Below are 20,542 nucleotides of genomic sequence, written 5' to 3' on the forward strand. Positions count from 1 at the left end.
TTTTCAAATGGGTCATCAGCACTAGAAAAAAGCCATGGATAGTCATTGACTGTTTTCAGTGTCAGTGGCTGATGTTTGAGGCTGTGATCATTGGTCAGTTTTTTTGATATACGGTATGCTCAATTGTTATTTAGAAGACAGTTAGCGTCAAAGTGATGACAAATGGATGATTTCCTGCTATGCTGTAATTACATTGGAATGTTACTGCAATGATATTGCGGTGAATTCGTTGATTTTTACGGGAGTTTTACATGAAGGCAGCTGTTTGGCACGGAGTCAAAGACATCAGAATTGAAGAAGTGGATCTGAAACCACTGGCTCGCGATGAGGTGACGATTAAGGTCGCTTATGCTGGGATTTGTGGTAGTGATCTTCATGAGTATCAAGAAGGACCGGTCTTAATTCCAACGACTTTTCCTGATCCGTTGACAAATGAAGCGGCACCGATTGTTCTTGGCCATGAATTTTCAGGAGTCGTTGAAGCTGTTGGCCCTGATGTCTACGATTTTCAGGTAGGTGATTATGTGGTGGTTAATCCGACAATTACCAAGCGAGAATCCCCTGATGATGTTGATGTTTATGACGGTTATAGCTTTATTGGACTGAGTAAGGATGGTGGGCTAGCCCCCTATGCGAACGTTTCGGTTCAAAATCTCTACCATCTGCCCCAGACTTTTTCGTTAAAATCAGCCGCAGTCATGGAACCTGCGTCTGTTGCTGTTCAGGCGGTTAAGGAAGCGGATCTAACTTTTGGTCAGACTGTGGTCATTTTTGGTGCTGGTCCAATTGGTGTCTTGTTAGCGGAGGTCGCACGTGCCGCGGGCGCTTCACAAATCGTTGTTGTTGATTTATCAGAAATCCGGCTGCAAAAGGCTCTAGAGATGGGGGCGACTGATACGGTTAATGCCAGTCAAGTTGTTGATGTTGAACAAAAAATTGCCCAGATTTTGCCGGAAGGAGCGGATTCATCCTTTGAGGTGGCTGGAGTTCAAGAAACTTTTGACCAAGCAATCTCTGTGACGAAACCACGTGGTTGTGTTGTAGTCGTTTCGATTTTTTCGCAACCAATTCGTTTAGATATCCGTAAAGTTATGAACGCCGGTGTGCGAATTACGACTACCATTGCCTATTCACGCCAAACTTTCCAACAAACAATCGATTTAGTTACTAGTGGCCGACTCAAGGTCGAACCAGTGATTACTTCTGAAATTCGCTTAGCTGATTTTTTGAAGAAGGGATTATTGCCGTTAATTAATGATTCTTCTGAAGAAAAAATCTTGGTGAACCTAACTAAAAGTAAATAAATAGTGCGAAAAAACTTTCACTTTGAAAGTTTTTTTTATTAGTTCTACGTAAGTTTTTAATGAACGTAATGCAGGAAAGATAAGGCCCGAAGAGGCAAATAACAAATCACTAATCAGAAACATTGCCAGCTATGGGAATGTTTTTTTATTTTTATGTTTACAAATGTAAACAAGGAAGTTATACTGATTTTGTTTACATTTGTAAACAGATTTGTTTTGGTGAACGGAGGAGAAAACAATCATTAACATTACTGATACCGAACAAGTGGTTATGCGGATTATTTGGACGAAGAAGCGGGCAACTAGTCGTGAAATTGTGGAGGAAGCGCAGTTATCACATGACTGGTCGGCTTCGACCGTCAAAACGTTAATTCGACGTTTGACGGATAAGGACATGATTGCAGTCGATAAATCAGCAAAGGTCTTTACCTACGTGCCGGTTGTGGCTGAATATGAGGCAATCGATGATCACGCTAACCGTTTTTTTGACTCCGTTTGTGACGCCTATAAGGGGACGCTCTTAACGGCACTTATGAAAGCAGAACCGTTGAGCAAAACAGACATTCAAAATATTCGAGCAATCCTTGATGAACGCGAACCGAGTGCTCCAGACCAGGTTGCTTGTCATTGTCTTCATGAAGATGGTGATTCTTGCGCAATGGTTAATCGTTAAAACAAAAACATGACGAATTAACGAACGGTATTTACAAAAGCAAAGTTAGGAGTATTTTATGGATAAGATTTTGATGATGGCCACGGGCTTAGCTTTGATGGCCTTTATTATTTGGTGGTTCTTTGGTCAACATAAAATTGAAAGTGCATCAGCAATTCTTGGAGAACAGGGGCAGACCGTTGATATTCAAGTTAATGGTGGCTATGCCCCTGAGCACATCGTCTTGCAAAAAGGAGTACCAGCGACCTTGAATTTCACTCGCACTGATCCTTCTGGTTGTTTGGATCACGTGGTTTTTGCTGATTTTGGCATTAACCGGGAATTACCACAAGGTCAAAAAGTGTCTATCAATATCAATCCCGACCAACCCGGAAAGTACCAATGGGCTTGTGGGATGAATATGTTCCATGGTCAGGTAACCGTTGAATAAGGGAGTTTCATATCAAGATGAAACTAATCAGTTTACGTATAAGAAGGAGACAGTTATGGCAAAGAAAGTAGAACAAACAGTCACAGTTGACGGACAATACCAACCAAAGGTGGTGACTTTTCAAAAGGGTGACCAAGCAACATTAACCTTTAAGCGGATTAGTGAGAGCGGTTGTTTAGACACTGTTCAGTTACATGATTTTGGCTTCCAATCCAAGTTGCCATTAAATGAGGAGATCAGCTTTGCCATTCCGACTGACCAGGCTGGCGAATTTGAATTTGCTTGTGGCATGAACATGGTCAAGGGAAAGGTTATCGTTCAATCGGTTTAAAGAGTTTACGAGGTAAAAAACAGATGCAAAAATTGACAACCAGCAGGCGCTTTATGCTTGCCCTGTTTTTCTCAGCGCCGATGCTCGTTCAGATGGTTTTGATGCCTTTTGACTTTCACTTACCAGGTGGCGCGGGCACAGAATTTGGGTTGACAACAATTGTCATGGCAGTGTCCGCCGTACCATTTTTAAAGTCAGCTTGGTCATCCTTTAAAAAGCACCATTCGAACATGGATACGCTTGTTGCGATTGGAACAATGACGGCTTATCTTTATAGCATTGATGCAATGCTTGTTGGACAGCCAGTCTTTTTTGAAGGGGCGGCCTTGGTCGTGACCTTTATTTTGTTGGGACAAGTTTTCGAGGAACGGATGCGTCAAAATGCTGCCAATGCCGTTGAAAAGTTGTTAGACCTGCAAGCCAAGGAGGCCATCGTTATTGTTGATGGACAGGAAGTGACCATTCCATTAGATCAGGTGGTTACCGGTGATTTGGTTAAGGTCTTACCTGGACAAAAAATTGCCGTGGATGGCACGATCGTCACTGGTCAGTCAACGGTTGATGAATCGATGGTGACAGGTGAAAGTCTGCCGGTCGGGAAAAAGGCCGGTGATGTCGTCATTGGTGCAACCATCAATATCAGTGGTTCCTTTGTCTTTAAAGTTGACAAGGTTGGTGAAGAAACGATGCTTGCTCAAATCGTGGAGATGGTCAAGAAGGCCCAAACCAGTCGGGCACCAATTCAAAAGCTGACGGACCGGGTTTCAAGTATCTTTGTGCCGGTTGTCTTAATTTTGGCGATTGCGACTTTTCTGATTTGGTATGTCTTCCTTGGTTCCGCCTTGTCAACGGCATTGGTATTCGCTATTTCCATTTTAGTTATCGCATGTCCCTGTGCACTCGGACTGGCAACACCGACCGCACTGATGGTCGGGACTGGCTTGAGTGCCAAGCACGGTATCTTAATTAAGAACGGAGAAGTGCTGGAAACTGTCAACCAGGTTAAAACCGTCATCTTTGATAAGACTGGGACGATTACGGTTGGTCAACCAGTTGTGACCGATGTGATTGGTCCGGAAGAAAAGATGATGACTTTAGCTAGTCAATTGGAGAAAAACTCTGAACATCCTTTGGCCAGCGCCGTTTTGAATTATGCTGAAAAATTAGGCTTGAAGAGCCAAAAGAGTGCGAAGAATTTTGCTGCGATTGAAGGCCAGGGTGTTATGGGCGAAGTGAATGGTCAAATGGCCTTTGTTGGGAATAGCCGTTTGTTGGCCGAGCACCAAATTGATCCTGATTTACAAAAGAAGATGGAAGAATTGCAGTCTGAAGCTAAAACCGTGGTCTTGGTTGGTGAAGTCGATCATGTGATTGGTTTGATTGCTATTCAAGACGTCCCTAAGGCAAGTTCGAAAAAGGCGCTTGCTGACTTGAAGGCACGGGGATTGAAGACGGTGATGCTGACCGGCGATAACCAGTTGGTAGCAGAGGCAATCGCCGACCAGGTTGGAATCGACAAGGTTATTGCAGAAGTCATGCCAAATGACAAGGCTGATCATGTTCAAGTTTTTCAGCAGGATGATGCTGTCGCTTTCGTTGGCGACGGAATTAACGATGCACCGGCACTTTCAACTGCTAATGTCGGAATTGCCATGGGATCCGGAACGGATGTTGCGATTGAATCTGCCGACATTATCTTAGTTAAGAATGATTTGCAGGATGTGGCGACAGCCATTGAGCTAAGTACCAAAATCTTTAATCGAATTAAGTTGAACTTATTTTGGGCATTTATCTATAACGTTTTGGGTATTCCTGTTGCAGCGGGTCTCTTTTATGGTATTGGCTTTATTCTGAGTCCAGAATTAGCTGGGTTCGCCATGGCCTTCAGCTCATTATCAGTGGTCACCAGCTCTTTGTTATTGAACAAAACGAGGTTAAAAACCTTAACTGCTAAGAAAAATTTGGCATAAAAAAGGATGAGCATCACTAAGATGGTCATCCTTTTTTGTCGATTTTATCTTTATTTTTTCTGACTATTTTTTCTTGCTTGCTCTGCTTTTTCTAAGTTGCTTTGAAAGTCTTGCCTTTTTTTGAAATGAGTGTATAGTAATTTTGGTTGACGAGTCGAAACGACCTGTCATTTCGACTCGTTGAAAAGCATTCAGCAAAAGGAGGCTGTTGATGTACGATTTGTTGATTTTATCAATGCTAAGCTCACGAGACATGTCGGGTTATAAGCTTGCCATCGTTTTGGGCTCAACGGTGGTACCGAGACGCAAGATATCAAATGGGGTTTTATACCCAGTTTTAAGTCGAATGGAAAAAGCCGGCTTTATCCAGAGTGTTGACGGAAAGGTCCGTAATTCGAAAATTTTTCATATTACTGACTTAGGTCACGAACGACTAATCGAATTAATCAACGAGCCGGTTGCCCAGGATGCTAATCGTGATAATTTTTATCATTTTAAGTGTCGGTCCTTTTCATATTTGACAAAAGATAAGCAAAACAAAATTTTAACTGATTATCGTAATGCGATTTTAACGGATCGCAATGTTTATCAAGAACTGTCGACCCACTACCGAGAAGAGACGAATGACCATCCCGACCGGACTGATTTTTACCGCTGGGGGCTGAAAACAATTACCTTAAAGGATAACTTGGCATTAACCAAACTGGCCTGGATTGATGAAGCTCTGCAAGAGTTAAAGGAGAATGAAACATGAATAATACAAATAAGCGCTCGATTAAGCGCTGGTTGGCACTCTTAGCATTATCTTTGGGTGTCTTCATGGGCTTGTTGGACGTGAATATTGTCAATGTTGCTCTGCCAACTATGGTAAAGAGCTTTCAGACCACTTTTAGTAATGTCCAATGGGTTATTAGTGCCTACACCATTTCATATGCTGTCGTGATTTTAGTTTTGTCAAAGTTGGCTGATATGTACGGTCGCAAGAAGATGTTTTTGACATGTATGATCATCTTCGTGGTCGCTTCCGGAGTCAACGGATTAGCACCTAACTTGTTAGTTTTGGATATCGGTCGTGCTGTGCAGGCCTTGGGTGGTGGAGGATTGATGACCATCTCAATGGCATTGGTTGCTTCTATTTTTGAGGGCAAGGAACGTGGCTTTGCCATGGGAATTTTGGGTTCTGTCATGGGGCTTTCAACTGTTTCAGGTCCATTAATTGGTGGTATCTTGTCTGAAGCCTTTGGTTGGCCAGCCATCTTTTATGTCAACGTGCCCATTGGGATTTTTGCAGCAATCTTAGTTTGGTTGACGGTAGCAGAAACACCAAGTTATGGTCAGGGACAAAAGATTGACTTTGCGGGTATGCTTCTTTCAGCCGTCGCTATCTTTTCAGCCGTCTTTGGTTTGATTCAAAAGGAAGATAACCCACACCTAGCCTGGACAAGTCCTAGGATTGCCTTGTGGCTGCTAGCTGCAGTGATTTTGTTGGCTATCTTTATCTTTGTTGAGTTGAAGATTGACAAGCCAATGATGAATCTGGCGCTCTTTAAGAATAAGAACTTTGTCGGAGCGGTACTGGTTGCCTTTGCACTCGGATCTGCCATTTATTCAAACAACGTTTTCTTGACGTCTTTGATGCAAAACTATATGGGTTATTCCGCCTTTAGTACGGGTATTCGTCAAATTCCATTAACGATGTGGGCGCTTTTACTGGGACCAGTGACAGGTTATTTGAGCAGTAAATTTTCAACGCGTAAGTTGATTTCTGGCTCATTGCTGTTGTCTGCCTTGTCTTTCTTAGTTTTCTTAAACGCTATGACCACCAAGTTAGCTTATACTGATTTATTGGTACCAATGGTTTTATTGGGAATTTCAAATGCTTTGATTAATCCTTTACTGAATACGGCTGGCTTGGCTGGTGCCAAACCCGAAGAGATTGGGATGACCTCTGGATTGATCAATGTCTTTCGTCAATTGGGTGTTTCCTTTGGTGTCGTTATCCTTGGTTTGTCACAAACGAATCAGTATGACAATTATTTGAACAAGCATCTGAACTTTGCCGGTGTTCCTGCAGAAGTGCTTGTTGCCATTAAGCATGCATTAATCGATGCTGGTCCATTTGCTAGCCAAGCTTTTGTGACCAGTACGAAAATGATGCATTTACCATTCCATTCAGCCCTGAAGGTGGTAACTGACAATGCTTTCTTCGCTGGCATGCGTGGTGTCACGGTTGCTTCACTTTTGATTACCGCTGTTGGTGGTGTTTTGGCCTTTTTCTTGTTACAAGATCCAGTTAAAAGGGAAAACTAGGCAAATCAGGAGGGAATTAAATGTCATTAACAGTAGCTGAACAAGTAGCAACCAGGACAGAGCTGCAGAAAAATTTTGCGATTCTGAATTGGCCAGTTGAACGAGTAGCGGCTGCTTTGCAGACAACGCCAGCGCATTTACAAGCTGTTTTGGCATTGAAACCAGCCGCTATTGAAGAACCTTGGATTTTAAAGCATTTTTTAGAAGAAGAAATTCGCTTAGCGGGTCGAGAGCCAGTGCCGTTCACGGTACTTGTCGGTAATCCTAAGGATTACTGGTTTTTAAAGCAACGTCGCATTCAAAGCGGTGTGCTCACGACGAAATAGGTAAAAAAGGCCAGCACTCAAATTGTGAGTGCTGGCCTTTTATGCTAATTTTTTTGGGTGTGCCATTCGAGTAGGTACACCAATACTGCCGGTAATAAAATTAATACCAAGAAAACTGGGTAAATGCTAACACTGTTTTGTATTGCCATTTGTCGATTGATTTCTTGTTGGTAAAGGAAATTACCCGAAAAGGCAAAACTCCCAGTCCCGATGATGATCATCAGTTTGAAATAGCGGGGACGAACTAAGTTATCGCTTTGATTATTTGTGTGTAGTGGTAAAAGAATAATGGCCACGATTGCCACAAAAAGACTAAATGCCAAATTATATTCAATTGGATTGAGGTGCCTGGATAAGGCCGTCAAAGCCAGGGGGATTAATGCCAATAAGGACAGCAGGTTTTTCTGTTGATGTTTAAACAAGTAGTCTTCTCCTTAATTTTTACTTCTCTTGAATTCAGGTACGATTTTAACATGATTGCTCAACAAAATGCAAAGTTAACAAATAAGAATTGTAAGAATGTTGGATAAGAGCAAAATGGTGGAGGTTGACGCTTTTTTATTTTAAATAGGTGAAGGAAAAGAGATTAATCAATGGCTGATTTTATGAATAAACGATGAGGGAATGATTACACCTTTAAAAAATAATTAAAAATTAATGTTGATATTTTTTCAAAGCGTTGTATAATTCAATTAAGGAAATGGCCGGCCGTTTCCAAAAAAGGATTAAGTTCTTGGAGGTACTGTCTATGAAGAACAAGTTTTCTCTGAACACAAAGATGATGTTGAGCAAAAACTCAGCCATCGTAAACAATTCCTTGGCAAACGCCAAATCCTTGCAGGCAGCGTTCTTGATGAAACGTGAGGCCAACCCGGTCAGTCCGGGTTAGGATGGAAGCGAATTCACAAAACATTTATCCTACAACAAGTTAAAATCATGCAGTCTTAGGGACTGCGCCCCGAAAGCCCGACACTTTCGGGGGTTTTTTAGTACTTAAAAAAGCAACTAGCCTTGGTATTTTTGGGGTTACAAGGATGGTTGCGGTTGGAATTAAAAGTTCGATTCGATCATTAGTCGTCGGCACAATTGAACCTGATTTTTGCTGATCAGTGGTCTTTTGAGCTACTTAAACCGGGCCGCCAATGAGTCATGTAGTCAAAGCAGAAATCCGCTCGCTTCAAAGCAAAATATGGGGACCCAATTCGCATTCAGTAAGGATTCGAGGTTGATTGTTTATCGGGCGCTGAGTCGCCATGCCAGTACTGAGGGGGCAATTTGTGGCCGTACCTTCTGGCGAGGGCTTTGGGATGACCGGGTACTTGCGCTTGTCTGATATTAAATCAGAACAAGATTGAATAAAAGCGATTCAGCACTTTAACAATTTTTCATTAATTAAAAAGAAACTCACTTAATGATTATTAAGTGAGTCTCTTTTTTTATAAGTGAACTTATAATATTTGGTCTTTTTGTTGCTTACGGACCTCTGTTAGTTGGTTATTAATCGAAGCTAGCATCTCCATCTGCATCTTTTGAATTTGCATATTATTCGGTTGGTCTTGCTGGATGAGGTGGTCAATCTTTGAGTGAAGAATTCTGATTTCTTCTTCCGATTTCAAGTTAACGTGATAATCGTTTTTTGATTCCATGCGGTCATAGTTACTGGACCGATTTTGGCTCATCATGATTAGGGGCGCTTGGATGGCAGCGATAATACTCAAAAAGAGGTTCAAGAGAATGAATGGAAATGGATCAAAGTGGAGACCAAACAGATGGGTGGAGTTAATCAAGATCCAGACGACGATGATACCGACAAAGGAAATGACAAAGGGCCATGAACCACCAAAACGAGCAACGGCGTCGGCGACTTTTTGACCAAACGTCAATGTGGTTTCCAATTGCTTTTCAACATCAATTACACGATAACTATCCTTGGACATTAACCGTGTCATCCGCTCATTGATTTGCCGATTTTTGTGCGAGTCGTCACTGATCATTTTATCCATTTTTTGGAGACGGTAGCGCACGAGGTGTTCGCTGCAAATAAAGCTATTATTGGCAACCTTTGGATAGTCTTTTTGAATCAGTGCCACGATATAAGGGTCCAGTTCATGGATAAAGTTACCATCAATCATATCGTATTCGCGGTGGTCGACCAGGCACCAAAGCGCATCGTTTACCTGTACTTTTTCATTCTTTTTCATGATTCATCCCCTCTAGAATATGTATGAAGTCACTAAACGGCGTCAAAACAGTACCGTTTAATACTTGCTTATTAAGATTATTTTAACATAGTAACAGCTGAGCAGTTGGTACCAGGAACTGATTTAAGAAAATTTAAAAAAATAGAATTTCGGACTACAAGCAGTTGGCTAACAGAAAAATGCTATAATCTAGTTAATAACACCGCTTTTTCAAGAGGTGAGAATTTGAGGGAAATTGATGTTTATTAAGCGCAGCTTTCAAATTGCTTTTTCTGCTTTTATCGTATTGTTATTGTTAAATCAGGCATTGAACCAGCACCTTGAAAATCTAATTGCGATTTTATTGTTGATGCCGGCCTTAATGGCCGGTTATTCGGCGATTATGCATCTTGATTTTGTCAAAAAGCCAGCATTTTTGCTGGTCGTTACGGTACTTTGTACTGCCCTCAATCTCTTATTATTACTTTATGTTGCACTTCGTTTTCAAATTAACGATGTTTCGGACCCATTGAACGTTCAAATTAAGGCGACCGAACTCTTACATGGCAATCAGAATTGGCATAGCAATTTTGACGGAAGTCAGGAATACTTTTATGTTTATCCAAACCTCGTTTTCTTTACTATTTTGATTAGTAAAGTAATGGCCTTCGCCCAGTCGGTTGGTCTTTCTATTCAACTGGCATTGCGGCTGATGAACTTTTTCTTGTTAGCAATGGTGACAATATTTACCTTGCTGACGAGCTGGCGCTTAAGTAAGAACATCAGGGCGCTTGCCTTGACGGCGGTTATTTTACTTTTTTACCCAGTTATGTATCTTTATCCGAATATGGTGACCTATACGGATACTTGGGCTATTTCTTGTACCACGGTCGTCTTTTATGTAGTGGCTGTTGTCCTCACGAGTCAACGACGCTTGGTAATAGTGGGGGCTAATCTGGCCCTGATTCTCGTGTATGGCTTACTCTATGCGATTAAGCCCAATATGATAATTTTACTGCCAGCGGTGTTAGCTTTGATTTTCATGACTTTCTTTTTGAAAATGCCCGAAAAATGGCGGGTGGTGCTGATTACCGTTTCCCTCGCTTTAGGAATCGTCATGGCTACAATAACGACAAAGTCACTTGCCAGCTCTAATGGTTACAGTCAAAGTGCACAGAAAAAGATTGCCTTACCGGCAACCCATTGGATTAATATGGGATTAAACCCGTTTGGATCGAGTGGCAAGGGCGCTTATGATTTCAATGACGAAAGCCTTGATATTGAGCGCAAACTCGAAAAGAAAACCTATTTAACGACGGATTCTATCAAAGATCGCCTACAAATGCTTGGCCTTGGCGGTTGGTTGAAATTAGCTTTTGATAAGTCCCAGACTTTGCTTGGAACCCCACTCTTTGGCTTTGGTCGGTATGCCAGTGGTTATGCGCAGGCGCCGGGATATTATCTTCACCATCAGGTGATGCTAACGACCTTTTTTGCCATCATTGCTACGACCACCGTCTTATTGGTAGGGGGCCAGCTCTTAATTAAAGTTTGGCAACCCTATGGGGATCAACCAATTACAACAAATCAAAGAGCTTTTACTTACCTAATTGGACTGGCAGCCATTGGCTTGACCATCTTTCATACTTTTATTTGGGAAGTTGAACCACGATATTTTTTACCAATGCTCTACCCCGTAATAACCCTGATTGGCATGGTGGGGGGCGTTCAGCGCTTGCCCGCATTGCAAATCGTTCGGTCACAAGTAAACGTTAATTGGATAAAACTCCTAGTTTTGCCTATTGCGAGCATCCTTTTCTTAGAATTGACACTTTCTTCAGCAAAAAGTATTCCTGGGATTGCTTACGGGAACATGGAATATCCAATTCGCTTAGCAATCCTGCAACCGGTCAAGGCACCAGCAGAACTACGTTTTTCATTGCCAGTGCCAGAAACAGTTAATGTTTTAAAAGTCAATATCCGTCCCGAACCTGGTCAAAGGGTTGCGCTTAGTACTGGTCAGCAATTGAAACCCAGAAAGGATCACTATGCCTTGGAAAAACGGTTTGCGGCCAACCGGAATGTTGAGGTTGTTATTCACCGGGATGACGCCAAAGCTAAGCGGCCACTGATTTTGTATCGGCAACCAACCTTGTACAAGCAGCTCTTTCACGGTTCGAGCGTGACCATTGATGGTCAACGATATTATCTGCCATACGAAATGGATATCTATGATCGAAAGCCATTTGAATTGCTTGATGTGAATAATCAACCAGTGTTACGTTAATTGTGCTTTGCAATTCGTCTGTGATATGCAGATTTTCATTCAGCTACTCCCTTAATTTAGTTTTAAGGAGAGTGGCTTTTTGATTGGTTTGACGCAGGCAGGGAACCATGCTATTCTAATTTTATATAAGTCTTAAAATCAACTCTATCATTATAAGTAAACTTACAAAAGAATAGAAGTAAAGGAAGCAATATGCAATTTATCCCGTTAAATCAGACCAATCGTGATTACTGGCAAGCAATCTATCGTGAGGCATTTCCTGTAAGCGAACAAATTCCTTTTCAAGAACTCAAGCAAAAATCAGTTGATCATGATCAAATCAAAATGATCGTCCTTGCTGATGGCAAACAAAACGTAGGAATCGCTTATTTGGTTGATTTAAAGGATAAAGCTTTTGTGCTTTATTTAGCTGTTGATCAATCAATTCGAGGTCAGGGAATTGGTGGCAAAACACTATCAGCTTTAAAAGAATGCTATCCACAGGGGGTTATCCTTGAATCTGAAAGTACGCTTGAGGATGCTGATAATCAGCAGCAACGTGAAGCTCGCTATCATTTTTATTTGAAAAATGGCTTTATTGACACTAAAAAAATTGCTCATAATATGGGAAGAGACTTTCACTTGTTGACGAGTAATTTGGATTGTTTTGTCGCTGATTATTTAAGTTCGATGAAAATATTAGGACAGACAACCACAGTCATTTAATTTTAATCTTTCTTTGACAATCAACGCTTTAATGCTTCAAAAGATGGATAAGATCATTTTAAATTGATAAATGAGTTTCAATATATACAGTTTTCTGTTTAATTGTCGAAATCACTTCAATATTTTCAAAAGCTAGTTGGCGCTGATCAAATAGCTGTGTCAGCTAAGAAGCAGCCAGTTGGTAGTCCATCATTTTCAAAAAATAAAATGTTACGGTGCGTTCCTTAGCTTGATTGGTTAGACGGTTAATCGTACGAGCAGGTTGTTCAAACTGATAAAACTAAAATGGTTCTAAAAATTTGACAAATTAAAATTCAATGCTATTATTAAATCAATATTAGAAAAAGGGCGGAAGATAATGATGATGCAAATGTGCTGTTCTCGAATGTCAAAACAATAAATGGGTACTTAATCTTGTGTTTGGTTCTCATTGATTGTCGAACGTTATGTTCTATATTTGAGAACCATCATTTGATTTGGACAGCATTGTTATCGTAACAACTTTAGTTCTTTACGTGAGGACTAGTGTCTAGCAGAAATGGTGGATACTAGTCCTTTTTTCTTTGTTTTAAGAAGGGAGCATTGATGAATGAAATTAACCACTGCAACTGAAACGATGACTGATTTGAGTGCCATTCGGCACTACTTTCATCAGCATCCAGAACTTTCCAGTCAAGAATATCAGGCAACAGCATTAATTAAGGCTTACCTAGCTGATTTGGGTTATACGATTATTACGCCAAAGACCTTACAGACCGGTGTGATTGCAGAAATTGGTCCAGAAGGCGCTGCACACACAGTCGCTTTACGGGCCGATATTGATGCCCTACCGATTCAAGAACAAACAAATCTAGACTTTGCTTCTGAGCAAGCCAATATCATGCATGCCTGTGGTCATGATTTTCACCTGACTTCTTTACTGGGGGCCGCTGAAAGAATTAAAGAAAAGGCCGGTAAATTAACGGTCAAAGTTCGACTAATTTTTCAACCGGCAGAGGAAACCCATCTTGGCGCAGAGCAGGTGATTGCTAGTGGTGGTTTGGCAGACGTGGACGTGATTGTTGGTTACCACAATCATCCGAATTTACCCGTTGGTCAAATCAGTGTGGCTAATGGCGGTCGTAATGCGGCTGTTGATCAATTCGCAGTCAAATTAACGGGTGTTGGTGGTCATGCTGCCAAACCCCATGAAAATATTGACCCTATTTTAGCCTTAGCTAGTACCATCACGGCCTTACAAAGTATTGTTAGTCGTTCTCTTGACCCTTACCGACAAAGCGTTTTATCGGTTACCCATATTAAAGGAGGGCAAACATGGAATGTCATTCCGGATAGTACCTGGTTTGAAGGAACAATTCGTACTTTTGGAGACCATGATCGTGAACGGGTCAAAGAGAAGTTCTACCAAATTATCAATGGTCAAGCAGCAACATACGGTGTTTCAGCGGACATTGAGTGGATTCCTGGTCCGCCAGTGCTTGAAAACGATCCAATTTTGACAGACATTTTGGCCGAAAATATTCAGTATCATGCTAATTTAGTGAACTTTCCGCCATCAGCTGGCGGTGAAGACTTTGCTTTTTATACGAGTAAAGTCGCCAGCGTGTTTGCAGAGATTGGTAGTGGTGGTAACTCAGGCTTGCACCATTCTGATTTAATCTTAGATGATGCCGGTTTAGAGACCGCCATCACCTGGTATTATCAGTCTGTTTTACGGTTACAAGACTACTTTATTGAAAAGGGAGAAGAAATATGAAGAAAAAATATTGGTTAACCGGTTTAATTCTTATTTTGGTTGTGCTTGCTGGAATTTGGTCCTTTTATCCGCAGCAGTCTAATAGTAAAAAGGGAACCATTACCTTAGCCAGTTCACCGGGTCCTTACAGCGAGCTCTTTTTAAAGGGCGTAAAACCCATTTTGGAAAAAGAGGGTTATCAGGTCGAAAATAAGTCATTTACTAACTTATTAAATGCCGACATTGCCCTTAGTGAGGGGCAAGTTGATTTAAATGTTGATCAACACACTGCTTATTTGAATAATTTTAATAAAGAAAAGAATGGCCAGTTGACGGCATTAACCAAGATCCCAACAGTTCCAATGGGACTCTACCCCGCACAAAAGCACTCCTTAAAGGCCGTTAGTGAAGGCGATACGATCGCGGTTCCAAATGATCCGTCCAATACGGCACGAGCTTACCAATTACTGGAAAAGGCAGGCTGGATTAAGCTTCGTTCCGGTGTCAATCCAATTACGGCAACTAAAAATGATATTGTTGAAAATAAGTACCATTTGAACTTTAAGGAAATTGATTCATCAACAATTCCACGAGTAGCTGGAGACTTTAGTTACGTGATTCTTCCTGGTTCTGTGGCCTACAATGCTAAGGTTTCATCAAAGAAGATGTTGGTCGCCGAAAAGATCCAAAGTGACTACTATTTGGTAGCAACAACGACAAAAAAGAATGCCAATACTAAGTGGGCAAAGGCTGTCCAGAGGGCCTACGAATCAAAAGAATTTACTAATTATCTGAAGAAACATAATGATGATAACTATTGGGTCATACCATAATAACTAGGTGTGATTGCCGTAAATCAGCGATTCTGTCTGATAGAAGTCAAACTCGTCCCGAGTTTTGACTTCTTTTTATTTGAGTCCTCCTGCGTTTAGCCATTATAATAGGATTAAGTGTACGGCTGAAGTTCTTGATCAAATAACAATGTTTTGTATGACTGGAGAAATTTAAATGGCCAAAAAAAGACAAGTAAGCATCCCCGGACGTCTGATGAAGTACATTTTGCGCGGCCTGCATGTCTTACCTGATTTAACAAACGAGAAGACCTATCGACGCGCTGTTACTGCCAGCCAGAAACCATATCGATTAGCTTTTTTGAACCGGTTACTGTTTGGAGCGGCAGAATATAATGGTCGCAATGATGTTTTGGAAATCAGCCCGAAGGACGTCAACAACCAACAGCTTATTTTTTACCTTCACGGTGGGGGTTATTGGGACCAGCCTTCAATCATGCATTATCGTTTGTTGAAAAAATTGGCTCAAAAAACACAGTACCAAATTATCATGCCAATTTATCCAAAGGCGCCTCAGCACCAGGCCAAAGAAACCATTCAATGGACCAAAGAAGCCTTTCTTGAGACGTTGGAAAAGGAACAGATTGATGCCAAGCAGGTGGTCTTGATGGGCGATTCGGCCGGTGCTGGTCTGGCTTTGTCTCTTTTGCAACAGTTGCGCGATGCGCAACTTGCCTTGCCAAAACAGCTAATTTTGATTTCGCCGTGGTTTGATATTAGTGATACCAACCATGAAATGAAGGCTGTGCAACGCTTTGACCCCATGTTAGACCTAGCCGTTTTAGACATCATGGCTGCCGGTTACCAGGGTGACCTTGCTTTAGATGATCCGTTGATTAGTCCGCTTTATGCTGATTTTTCCAATATGCCAGCCATTAACGTGATTACGGGTACTTATGATGTCTTGCATCCGGATGCCGTCAAGTTTCAGGAAATGGCTGATGAAGAGGGGTGGGATGTGCATACAGCTATTTACCCAGAAATGTACCATGACTTTCCCGAAATTCCGATTCCAGAAGGCAAAGAAGCCATTTGGCAAATGGTCCAGCTAATCAAAGAAAGATAAATCAATGCCCAAAGTCATTCTTGTCACCGGTGCCACTAGCGGTATCGGTTATCAAACCAGTCAATTATTAGCAGAACAGGGACACATCGTTTATGGTGCTGGCCGTCGAGTCAGTCAACTCGCGGACTTAGAAAAAGTTGGGGTGCATTCCATCAAACTAGATTTAACTAACGAAGAATCCTGTCGACAAGCGGTTGCGACCATCTTGGCCGACCAAGGACGGATTGACGTACTGGTTAACAATGCGGGGTACGGCTCTTATGGTGCCGTTGAAGACGTCGCCCTGACAGAGGCCAGGCGTCAGTTTGATGTTAACTTATTTGGTTTAGCCCAGCTAATCAAATTAGTTTTGCCAACTATGCGCAAACAACAATCCGGGCGAATTATTAATGTCTCGTCGATGGCCGGACGAATGGCCAGCTACTTTGGTGCCTGGTACCACGCCACTAAGTTTGCTTTAGAGGGCTTTAGCGACTCATTGCGAATGGAGCTGAAGCCGTTTGGGGTCGACGTCGTCTTGGTTGAACCTGGCCTGATTAAAACAGATTGGGGACTGGTTGCCGCCAATCATCTTGCTTCTTCATCTGCCGGTGGTCCATACGAAGCAGCAGCTCGCCAAACAGCCAACGGCATGAAAAAGCAGTATCAGGGGCAATTACCGTCCCAGCCAATCCTGATTGCGAAAACCTTAGTAAAGATTATTAGCCAGAAGAAACCACGGGCTCGTTATTTGCTTGGTTTTGCGGCCAAACCATTGGTCTTCTTGCGCACGATTTTACCAGCTCGATGGTTTGATGCATTGATGCGCCGTATTGTGAAGAATTAAATCAGTGCTGATTTAATCAACAAATTATAAATTAGTTTCAATATACTACAAGGCCCCGGTAGACATACACGCCGAGCCCTTGTATGCATTGCGATTGGGTATGTTTAACATATGGACATTTTGATTCATGCACATGCAGGGGATGCTGGCCGTGTATGTAGTGGTCAGAAAAATGTTGGTTCAATCGCTTGATGTATTTATTGTTGGTCGAAAAAGGGTGTTAAAAAAGGATACATTAGACATTTGCTAAAAACCCTCAAGAATTCTAATCCATGTCAGCTTTCGTGAGGATGCATGGTTGAAAATTTTGTCGTTTTTTTATGAAGCAAAAAGGGAGCAATTAGTATGGAACATTATCACCGTGCCTTTGGCGTCTATGGCATTCTGTATCAAGAACACCGCGGTTTAGTTGTTATTAAGAAGAATGTGGGTCCTTATCTGAACCGCTATGATTTACCAGGCGGTAGTCTTGAAGCAGGTGAACCACTTGACCATGTGCTAGTCCGTGAGGTAAAAGAGGAAACTGATTTGACGGTCGAAAGCGCCAGACAAATTGGAACGACTAGTTTCATTTATCCATGGCGGTATTTAGATTTCAATATGAACCAGCATATTGCAGTTTTTTATGAGGTTGAAAGGGTCAGTGGTGGGTTAACGAAAAGTCCACTACAATTTTTCGGTCAAGATTCCATTGGGTCCTTGTTTGTCTCGCTTGATTTGTTAACAGAACAAAATAGTTCACCCTTGGTATTGAAAGCGAAGGAATACCTGTTGCATAACAAACATTTTGATACTGCGGATTCCCGTTTTTCACAGTGGAAAGTCTTGACTAAACCTGTTTTTTAGGCGGTTGCTGGCCGTTCGACCCATTCACTTTATAAAGGATTAATTATTTCTAATCACGTCGTGATTAACCAGCAATCAGACGAAATAATCAGGACCGCTAACCGCTGAGAAACAGTACTCATGTTATAATGGTCATTAGGAAAACAGTGGCTGATAGTCACTAATCGAGCGACTTTTGACTAAAAAACGATGTAGCCTTCACTACATCGTTTTTCTCATCAGTAAAGATTAACAATGTTAGACGTCATACAAAGGAGGTTGACGCTTGACCAAGTATTTAATTATTACCGAGAAGCCGAGTGCGCGCCGCAATTTTGAAAAGGCCCTTGGCGGGGCAAAGGGACACGTTGCTCACTATGACTATGAATTAACAAATCTACGCGGCCATGTCATGACTTTAAAGGAGCCAGAAGATCAGGTCCCGGCTAACTTAAAGGCCAAATATAAATCATGGAAACTGGCTGATTTACCATGGGATTTGCAGGATTTATCTTGGAGACGGACTTACATTCGCTCCTGGAACCCCCGTAGTAAGAAATCAGAAAGTACCAAGAGCTTGATTGATGACCTTAAAACGAAGGCTAAAAATGTTGATGGACTGATTATCGCGACCGATACTGACCCATCGGGGGAGGGGGACCTGCTCGCCTGGGAAGCCATTGAAGCGATTAAATGGCAGGGGCAAGTTTTTCGAGCTAATTTTGCAGATGAAAGTCCCAAAAGTTTGATCAAAGCACTCAACGAATTAACTATGATTGCCAGTCAGGACCGGCACGGGGCCTATCAAAAGGGGTTAACTCGCAATAAATGGGACTTTGCCTCGATGCAGTTAACCCGGGCAGCAACAACATTGACTAAAAAGCAAGGCTACTCACTTGTTTCACGGCAAGGCCGGTTAAAATCAGCGATGTTACTGAAAATTTACCAACAACTCCAGGCCATTCAAAACTACCAAAAAATACCATATTTTGAGTACCGTTTCCGCGATGACCAAGGGAATGTCTATGCCAGAGTGGTTGACCCAAAACAAGAAGTGGTTGCCTTCCGCTACCCAAGTCGTGAAGCCTTGCAAGCCGCGGAATCTTTTGAAAAATCAGGACGGGTCCAGCAAGATTCAGTTACTAAAAAAAGTACTAAGCCACCAAAGTTGCTAGACTTATCATCACTTTCCGCCATTTTAGCCAAAGAGGGCTATAAGGCCAAGGAAGTTCTGGCTACTTATCAAAAATTATATGAAGCGCAAATTGTTTCTTATCCGCGAACCGAAGACAAGACAATTACCCCGGAGCAATTTCACGATTTGCTGCCATTAGTTGACCAAATTGCACAAGTAGTGGGGACCGAGGTCGGTTTGTTAACTCACAGAGCTCCCCGAAAAACACATGTTAAAGAAGCGGGTGCCCACGGAGCAAATCGTCCCGGAACAAAGGTGCCCACTAGTTTAGAAGCACTGCAGTCCTATGGTCCATCTGCTCAGCGGATCTATCAAACCTTAGCGAAGAACTTTTTAGCGATGTTCGCCGAGGATTATCATTATCAACAGATTAAAGGGTCGATTGTTGAGTACCCTGATTTTAAAACGACCCTGAATAACCCACTTTCATTAGGGTGGAAAGCTGTTTATCAGGATCAGAATCAAGACCAAGATGAGGAAGGCAATCAGCCGAAAGCCCTGGGTCAACGAGCGGACCGTTTTGTTCACGAGGGACAGAATCCAAAGCCAACAACGCCAACCTGGCAGTGGCTCAAGACCTTTCTGGAAAAAAACGAGATTGGTACGGGAGCCACGCGGACAAGCACTTACGGGGAATTATCCAGCAGTAAAGATGCCTACATTATTGATAAAAAGGGTAAGATTGACCTAACAAGAAACGGGCAGGCCGTGGCCATTCTAGCTCAAAACACTTGGTTAGCCAATCCCAAAACAACGAAGCGGGTTTTTGATATTTTTGATCAAGTTGGCAAATTTGAAATGACCGCTGACCAAGCATTGGACTCAATCGTTAAAACCGTGAACCATGACATTCCCGTGATGGTAAACAATGCTAACCAGTTAGAAGCAGCCTTAGGAAAGCCACAAGCCAAGGCCAAAAAAAGCGTTCCAAAAAAGGAAAAAGCAACCGGCATTTGGCAAGGGACTGAAATCTCCTTTAGCAATGAATTCTCGGGCCACCGTTTTACGGATCAGGAAATTGTTGATTTATTAGCAGGCAAGGTGATCCACTTTCAAGCTAAAAGTCGCCATGGCCGACCGTACGAAGTTTCTGGTAAATTAGCGCAACAGGTTTACCGCAAGCACAAATATGTTGGCTTTAAGCCCAAATTTGAACCGCGCAATAAGAAAAACTAAATCGCAGTAAAAAGTCCCGCAGTTCTTTCTTGAACTGTGGGACTTTTTACTGCGATTAATCTTTTTAGGTATTGATAAAATGAACGGCCGTCTGTAACTTTTAGCGAAAGTCATTTTGAAATGGTTAGGCTAAAGGGGCTTAAATCAACGAAGAAAGATGAGAATCACGGGCGAGTCCTTGTACCTTATTGTGATAGTCCAGATGGCACTGAGATTAGAACCGCTGGGGATGAAGGCAAATTTAGCTGATGACATAAAGTCTATGCAAACCGATTTGGCTTTGCTAATTTTAATGACAATTGTGTCAACGGCGGTTGTTTTGCACCTGTTTGCCTTTCTTGAAATATCTAAG

19 protein-coding genes are annotated in these 20,542 nt (G+C 42.0%); 17 read left to right on the forward strand and 2 right to left on the reverse strand.

The window, feature by feature from the left end:
- Positions 1–251: 251 nt before the first annotated feature.
- The 8 genes from ACSYSH_RS01370 to ACSYSH_RS01405 all read left to right on the forward strand — a co-directional run bounded on the left by ACSYSH_RS01370 (position 252) and on the right by ACSYSH_RS01405 (position 7,344).
- Positions 252–1,304, forward strand: coding sequence for a 2,3-butanediol dehydrogenase (locus tag ACSYSH_RS01370; protein WP_489816503.1), 1,053 nt, complete (start codon positions 252–254; stop codon positions 1,302–1,304).
- A gap of 247 nt (positions 1,305–1,551) precedes the next feature.
- On the forward strand, positions 1,552–1,977 hold the full coding sequence (locus tag ACSYSH_RS01375) for a CopY/TcrY family copper transport repressor (protein ID WP_489816544.1): 426 nt from the start codon (positions 1,552–1,554) through the stop codon (positions 1,975–1,977).
- A gap of 58 nt (positions 1,978–2,035) precedes the next feature.
- Positions 2,036–2,407 (forward strand): cupredoxin domain-containing protein, encoded by a 372-nt coding sequence (locus ACSYSH_RS01380; protein WP_489816504.1) that lies wholly within the window; start codon positions 2,036–2,038, stop codon positions 2,405–2,407.
- A gap of 55 nt (positions 2,408–2,462) precedes the next feature.
- Positions 2,463–2,738: a cupredoxin domain-containing protein gene (locus ACSYSH_RS01385; RefSeq protein ID WP_489816505.1), complete on the forward strand. Its 276-nt coding sequence runs from the start codon at positions 2,463–2,465 to the stop codon at positions 2,736–2,738.
- A 23-nt stretch (positions 2,739–2,761) separates the two neighbouring features.
- On the forward strand, positions 2,762–4,708 hold the full coding sequence (locus tag ACSYSH_RS01390) for a copper-translocating P-type ATPase (protein WP_491702562.1): 1,947 nt from the start codon (positions 2,762–2,764) through the stop codon (positions 4,706–4,708).
- 211 nt (positions 4,709–4,919) lie between these two features.
- Positions 4,920–5,462: a PadR family transcriptional regulator gene (locus ACSYSH_RS01395; protein ID WP_491702561.1), complete on the forward strand. Its 543-nt coding sequence runs from the start codon at positions 4,920–4,922 to the stop codon at positions 5,460–5,462.
- Positions 5,459–7,018, forward strand: coding sequence for a DHA2 family efflux MFS transporter permease subunit (locus ACSYSH_RS01400; protein ID WP_491702560.1), 1,560 nt, complete (start codon positions 5,459–5,461; stop codon positions 7,016–7,018). The genes ACSYSH_RS01395 and ACSYSH_RS01400 overlap by 4 nt, the downstream gene beginning before the upstream one ends.
- Positions 7,019–7,038: 20 nt before the next feature.
- Positions 7,039–7,344: a DUF2316 family protein gene (locus tag ACSYSH_RS01405; RefSeq protein WP_491702559.1), complete on the forward strand. Its 306-nt coding sequence runs from the start codon at positions 7,039–7,041 to the stop codon at positions 7,342–7,344.
- A gap of 44 nt (positions 7,345–7,388) precedes the next feature.
- On the opposite strand, the gene ACSYSH_RS01410 is transcribed toward ACSYSH_RS01405, so the two are convergent.
- Positions 7,389–7,766, reverse strand: coding sequence for a hypothetical protein (locus ACSYSH_RS01410; RefSeq protein WP_491702558.1), 378 nt, complete (start codon positions 7,764–7,766; stop codon positions 7,389–7,391).
- A gap of 326 nt (positions 7,767–8,092) precedes the next feature.
- On the opposite strand from ACSYSH_RS01410, the gene ACSYSH_RS01415 reads away from it, so the two are divergent.
- A complete protein-coding gene (locus ACSYSH_RS01415) occupies positions 8,093–8,233 on the forward strand; it encodes a hypothetical protein (RefSeq protein ID WP_489816511.1) in 141 nt (46 codons plus the stop codon).
- A gap of 559 nt (positions 8,234–8,792) precedes the next feature.
- On the opposite strand, the gene ACSYSH_RS01420 is transcribed toward ACSYSH_RS01415, so the two are convergent.
- Positions 8,793–9,545 (reverse strand): DUF1003 domain-containing protein, encoded by a 753-nt coding sequence (locus ACSYSH_RS01420; protein ID WP_489816512.1) that lies wholly within the window; start codon positions 9,543–9,545, stop codon positions 8,793–8,795.
- Between the two features lie 238 nt (positions 9,546–9,783).
- On the opposite strand from ACSYSH_RS01420, the gene ACSYSH_RS01425 reads away from it, so the two are divergent.
- The 8 genes from ACSYSH_RS01425 (at position 9,784) to ACSYSH_RS01460 (ending at position 20,190) form a co-directional block, all read left to right on the forward strand.
- Positions 9,784–11,811 (forward strand): glycosyltransferase family protein, encoded by a 2,028-nt coding sequence (locus tag ACSYSH_RS01425; protein ID WP_491702557.1) that lies wholly within the window; start codon positions 9,784–9,786, stop codon positions 11,809–11,811.
- A gap of 192 nt (positions 11,812–12,003) precedes the next feature.
- Entirely contained in the window at positions 12,004–12,516 is a 513-nt protein-coding gene (locus ACSYSH_RS01430) for a GNAT family N-acetyltransferase (RefSeq protein ID WP_491702556.1), read from the forward strand.
- Positions 12,517–13,105: 589 nt separating this feature from the next.
- Positions 13,106–14,272 carry an amidohydrolase gene (locus ACSYSH_RS01435; RefSeq protein ID WP_491702555.1) on the forward strand — a complete coding sequence of 389 codons (1,167 nt, stop codon included), beginning with the start codon at positions 13,106–13,108 and terminating at the stop codon, positions 14,270–14,272.
- Positions 14,269–15,084 carry a MetQ/NlpA family ABC transporter substrate-binding protein gene (locus ACSYSH_RS01440; protein WP_491702554.1) on the forward strand — a complete coding sequence of 272 codons (816 nt, stop codon included), beginning with the start codon at positions 14,269–14,271 and terminating at the stop codon, positions 15,082–15,084. The genes ACSYSH_RS01435 and ACSYSH_RS01440 overlap by 4 nt, the downstream gene beginning before the upstream one ends.
- Before the next feature lie 175 nt (positions 15,085–15,259).
- The gene (locus tag ACSYSH_RS01445; protein WP_491702553.1) at positions 15,260–16,168 is read left to right on the forward strand and encodes an alpha/beta hydrolase; all 909 of its coding nucleotides are present in this window, start codon (positions 15,260–15,262) and stop codon (positions 16,166–16,168) included.
- 4 nt (positions 16,169–16,172) lie between these two features.
- Positions 16,173–16,994, forward strand: a complete 822-nt coding sequence (locus tag ACSYSH_RS01450; protein WP_491702552.1) for an oxidoreductase — start codon at positions 16,173–16,175, stop codon at positions 16,992–16,994.
- 345 nt (positions 16,995–17,339) lie between these two features.
- Positions 17,340–17,840, forward strand: coding sequence for an NUDIX hydrolase (locus ACSYSH_RS01455; protein WP_491702551.1), 501 nt, complete (start codon positions 17,340–17,342; stop codon positions 17,838–17,840).
- Between the two features lie 265 nt (positions 17,841–18,105).
- Positions 18,106–20,190, forward strand: coding sequence for a DNA topoisomerase (locus ACSYSH_RS01460; protein ID WP_489816520.1), 2,085 nt, complete (start codon positions 18,106–18,108; stop codon positions 20,188–20,190).
- The last annotated feature ends 352 nt before the right edge of the window (positions 20,191–20,542 follow it).

It is taken from the genome of Fructobacillus sp. ESL1117 (assembly GCF_058508565.1).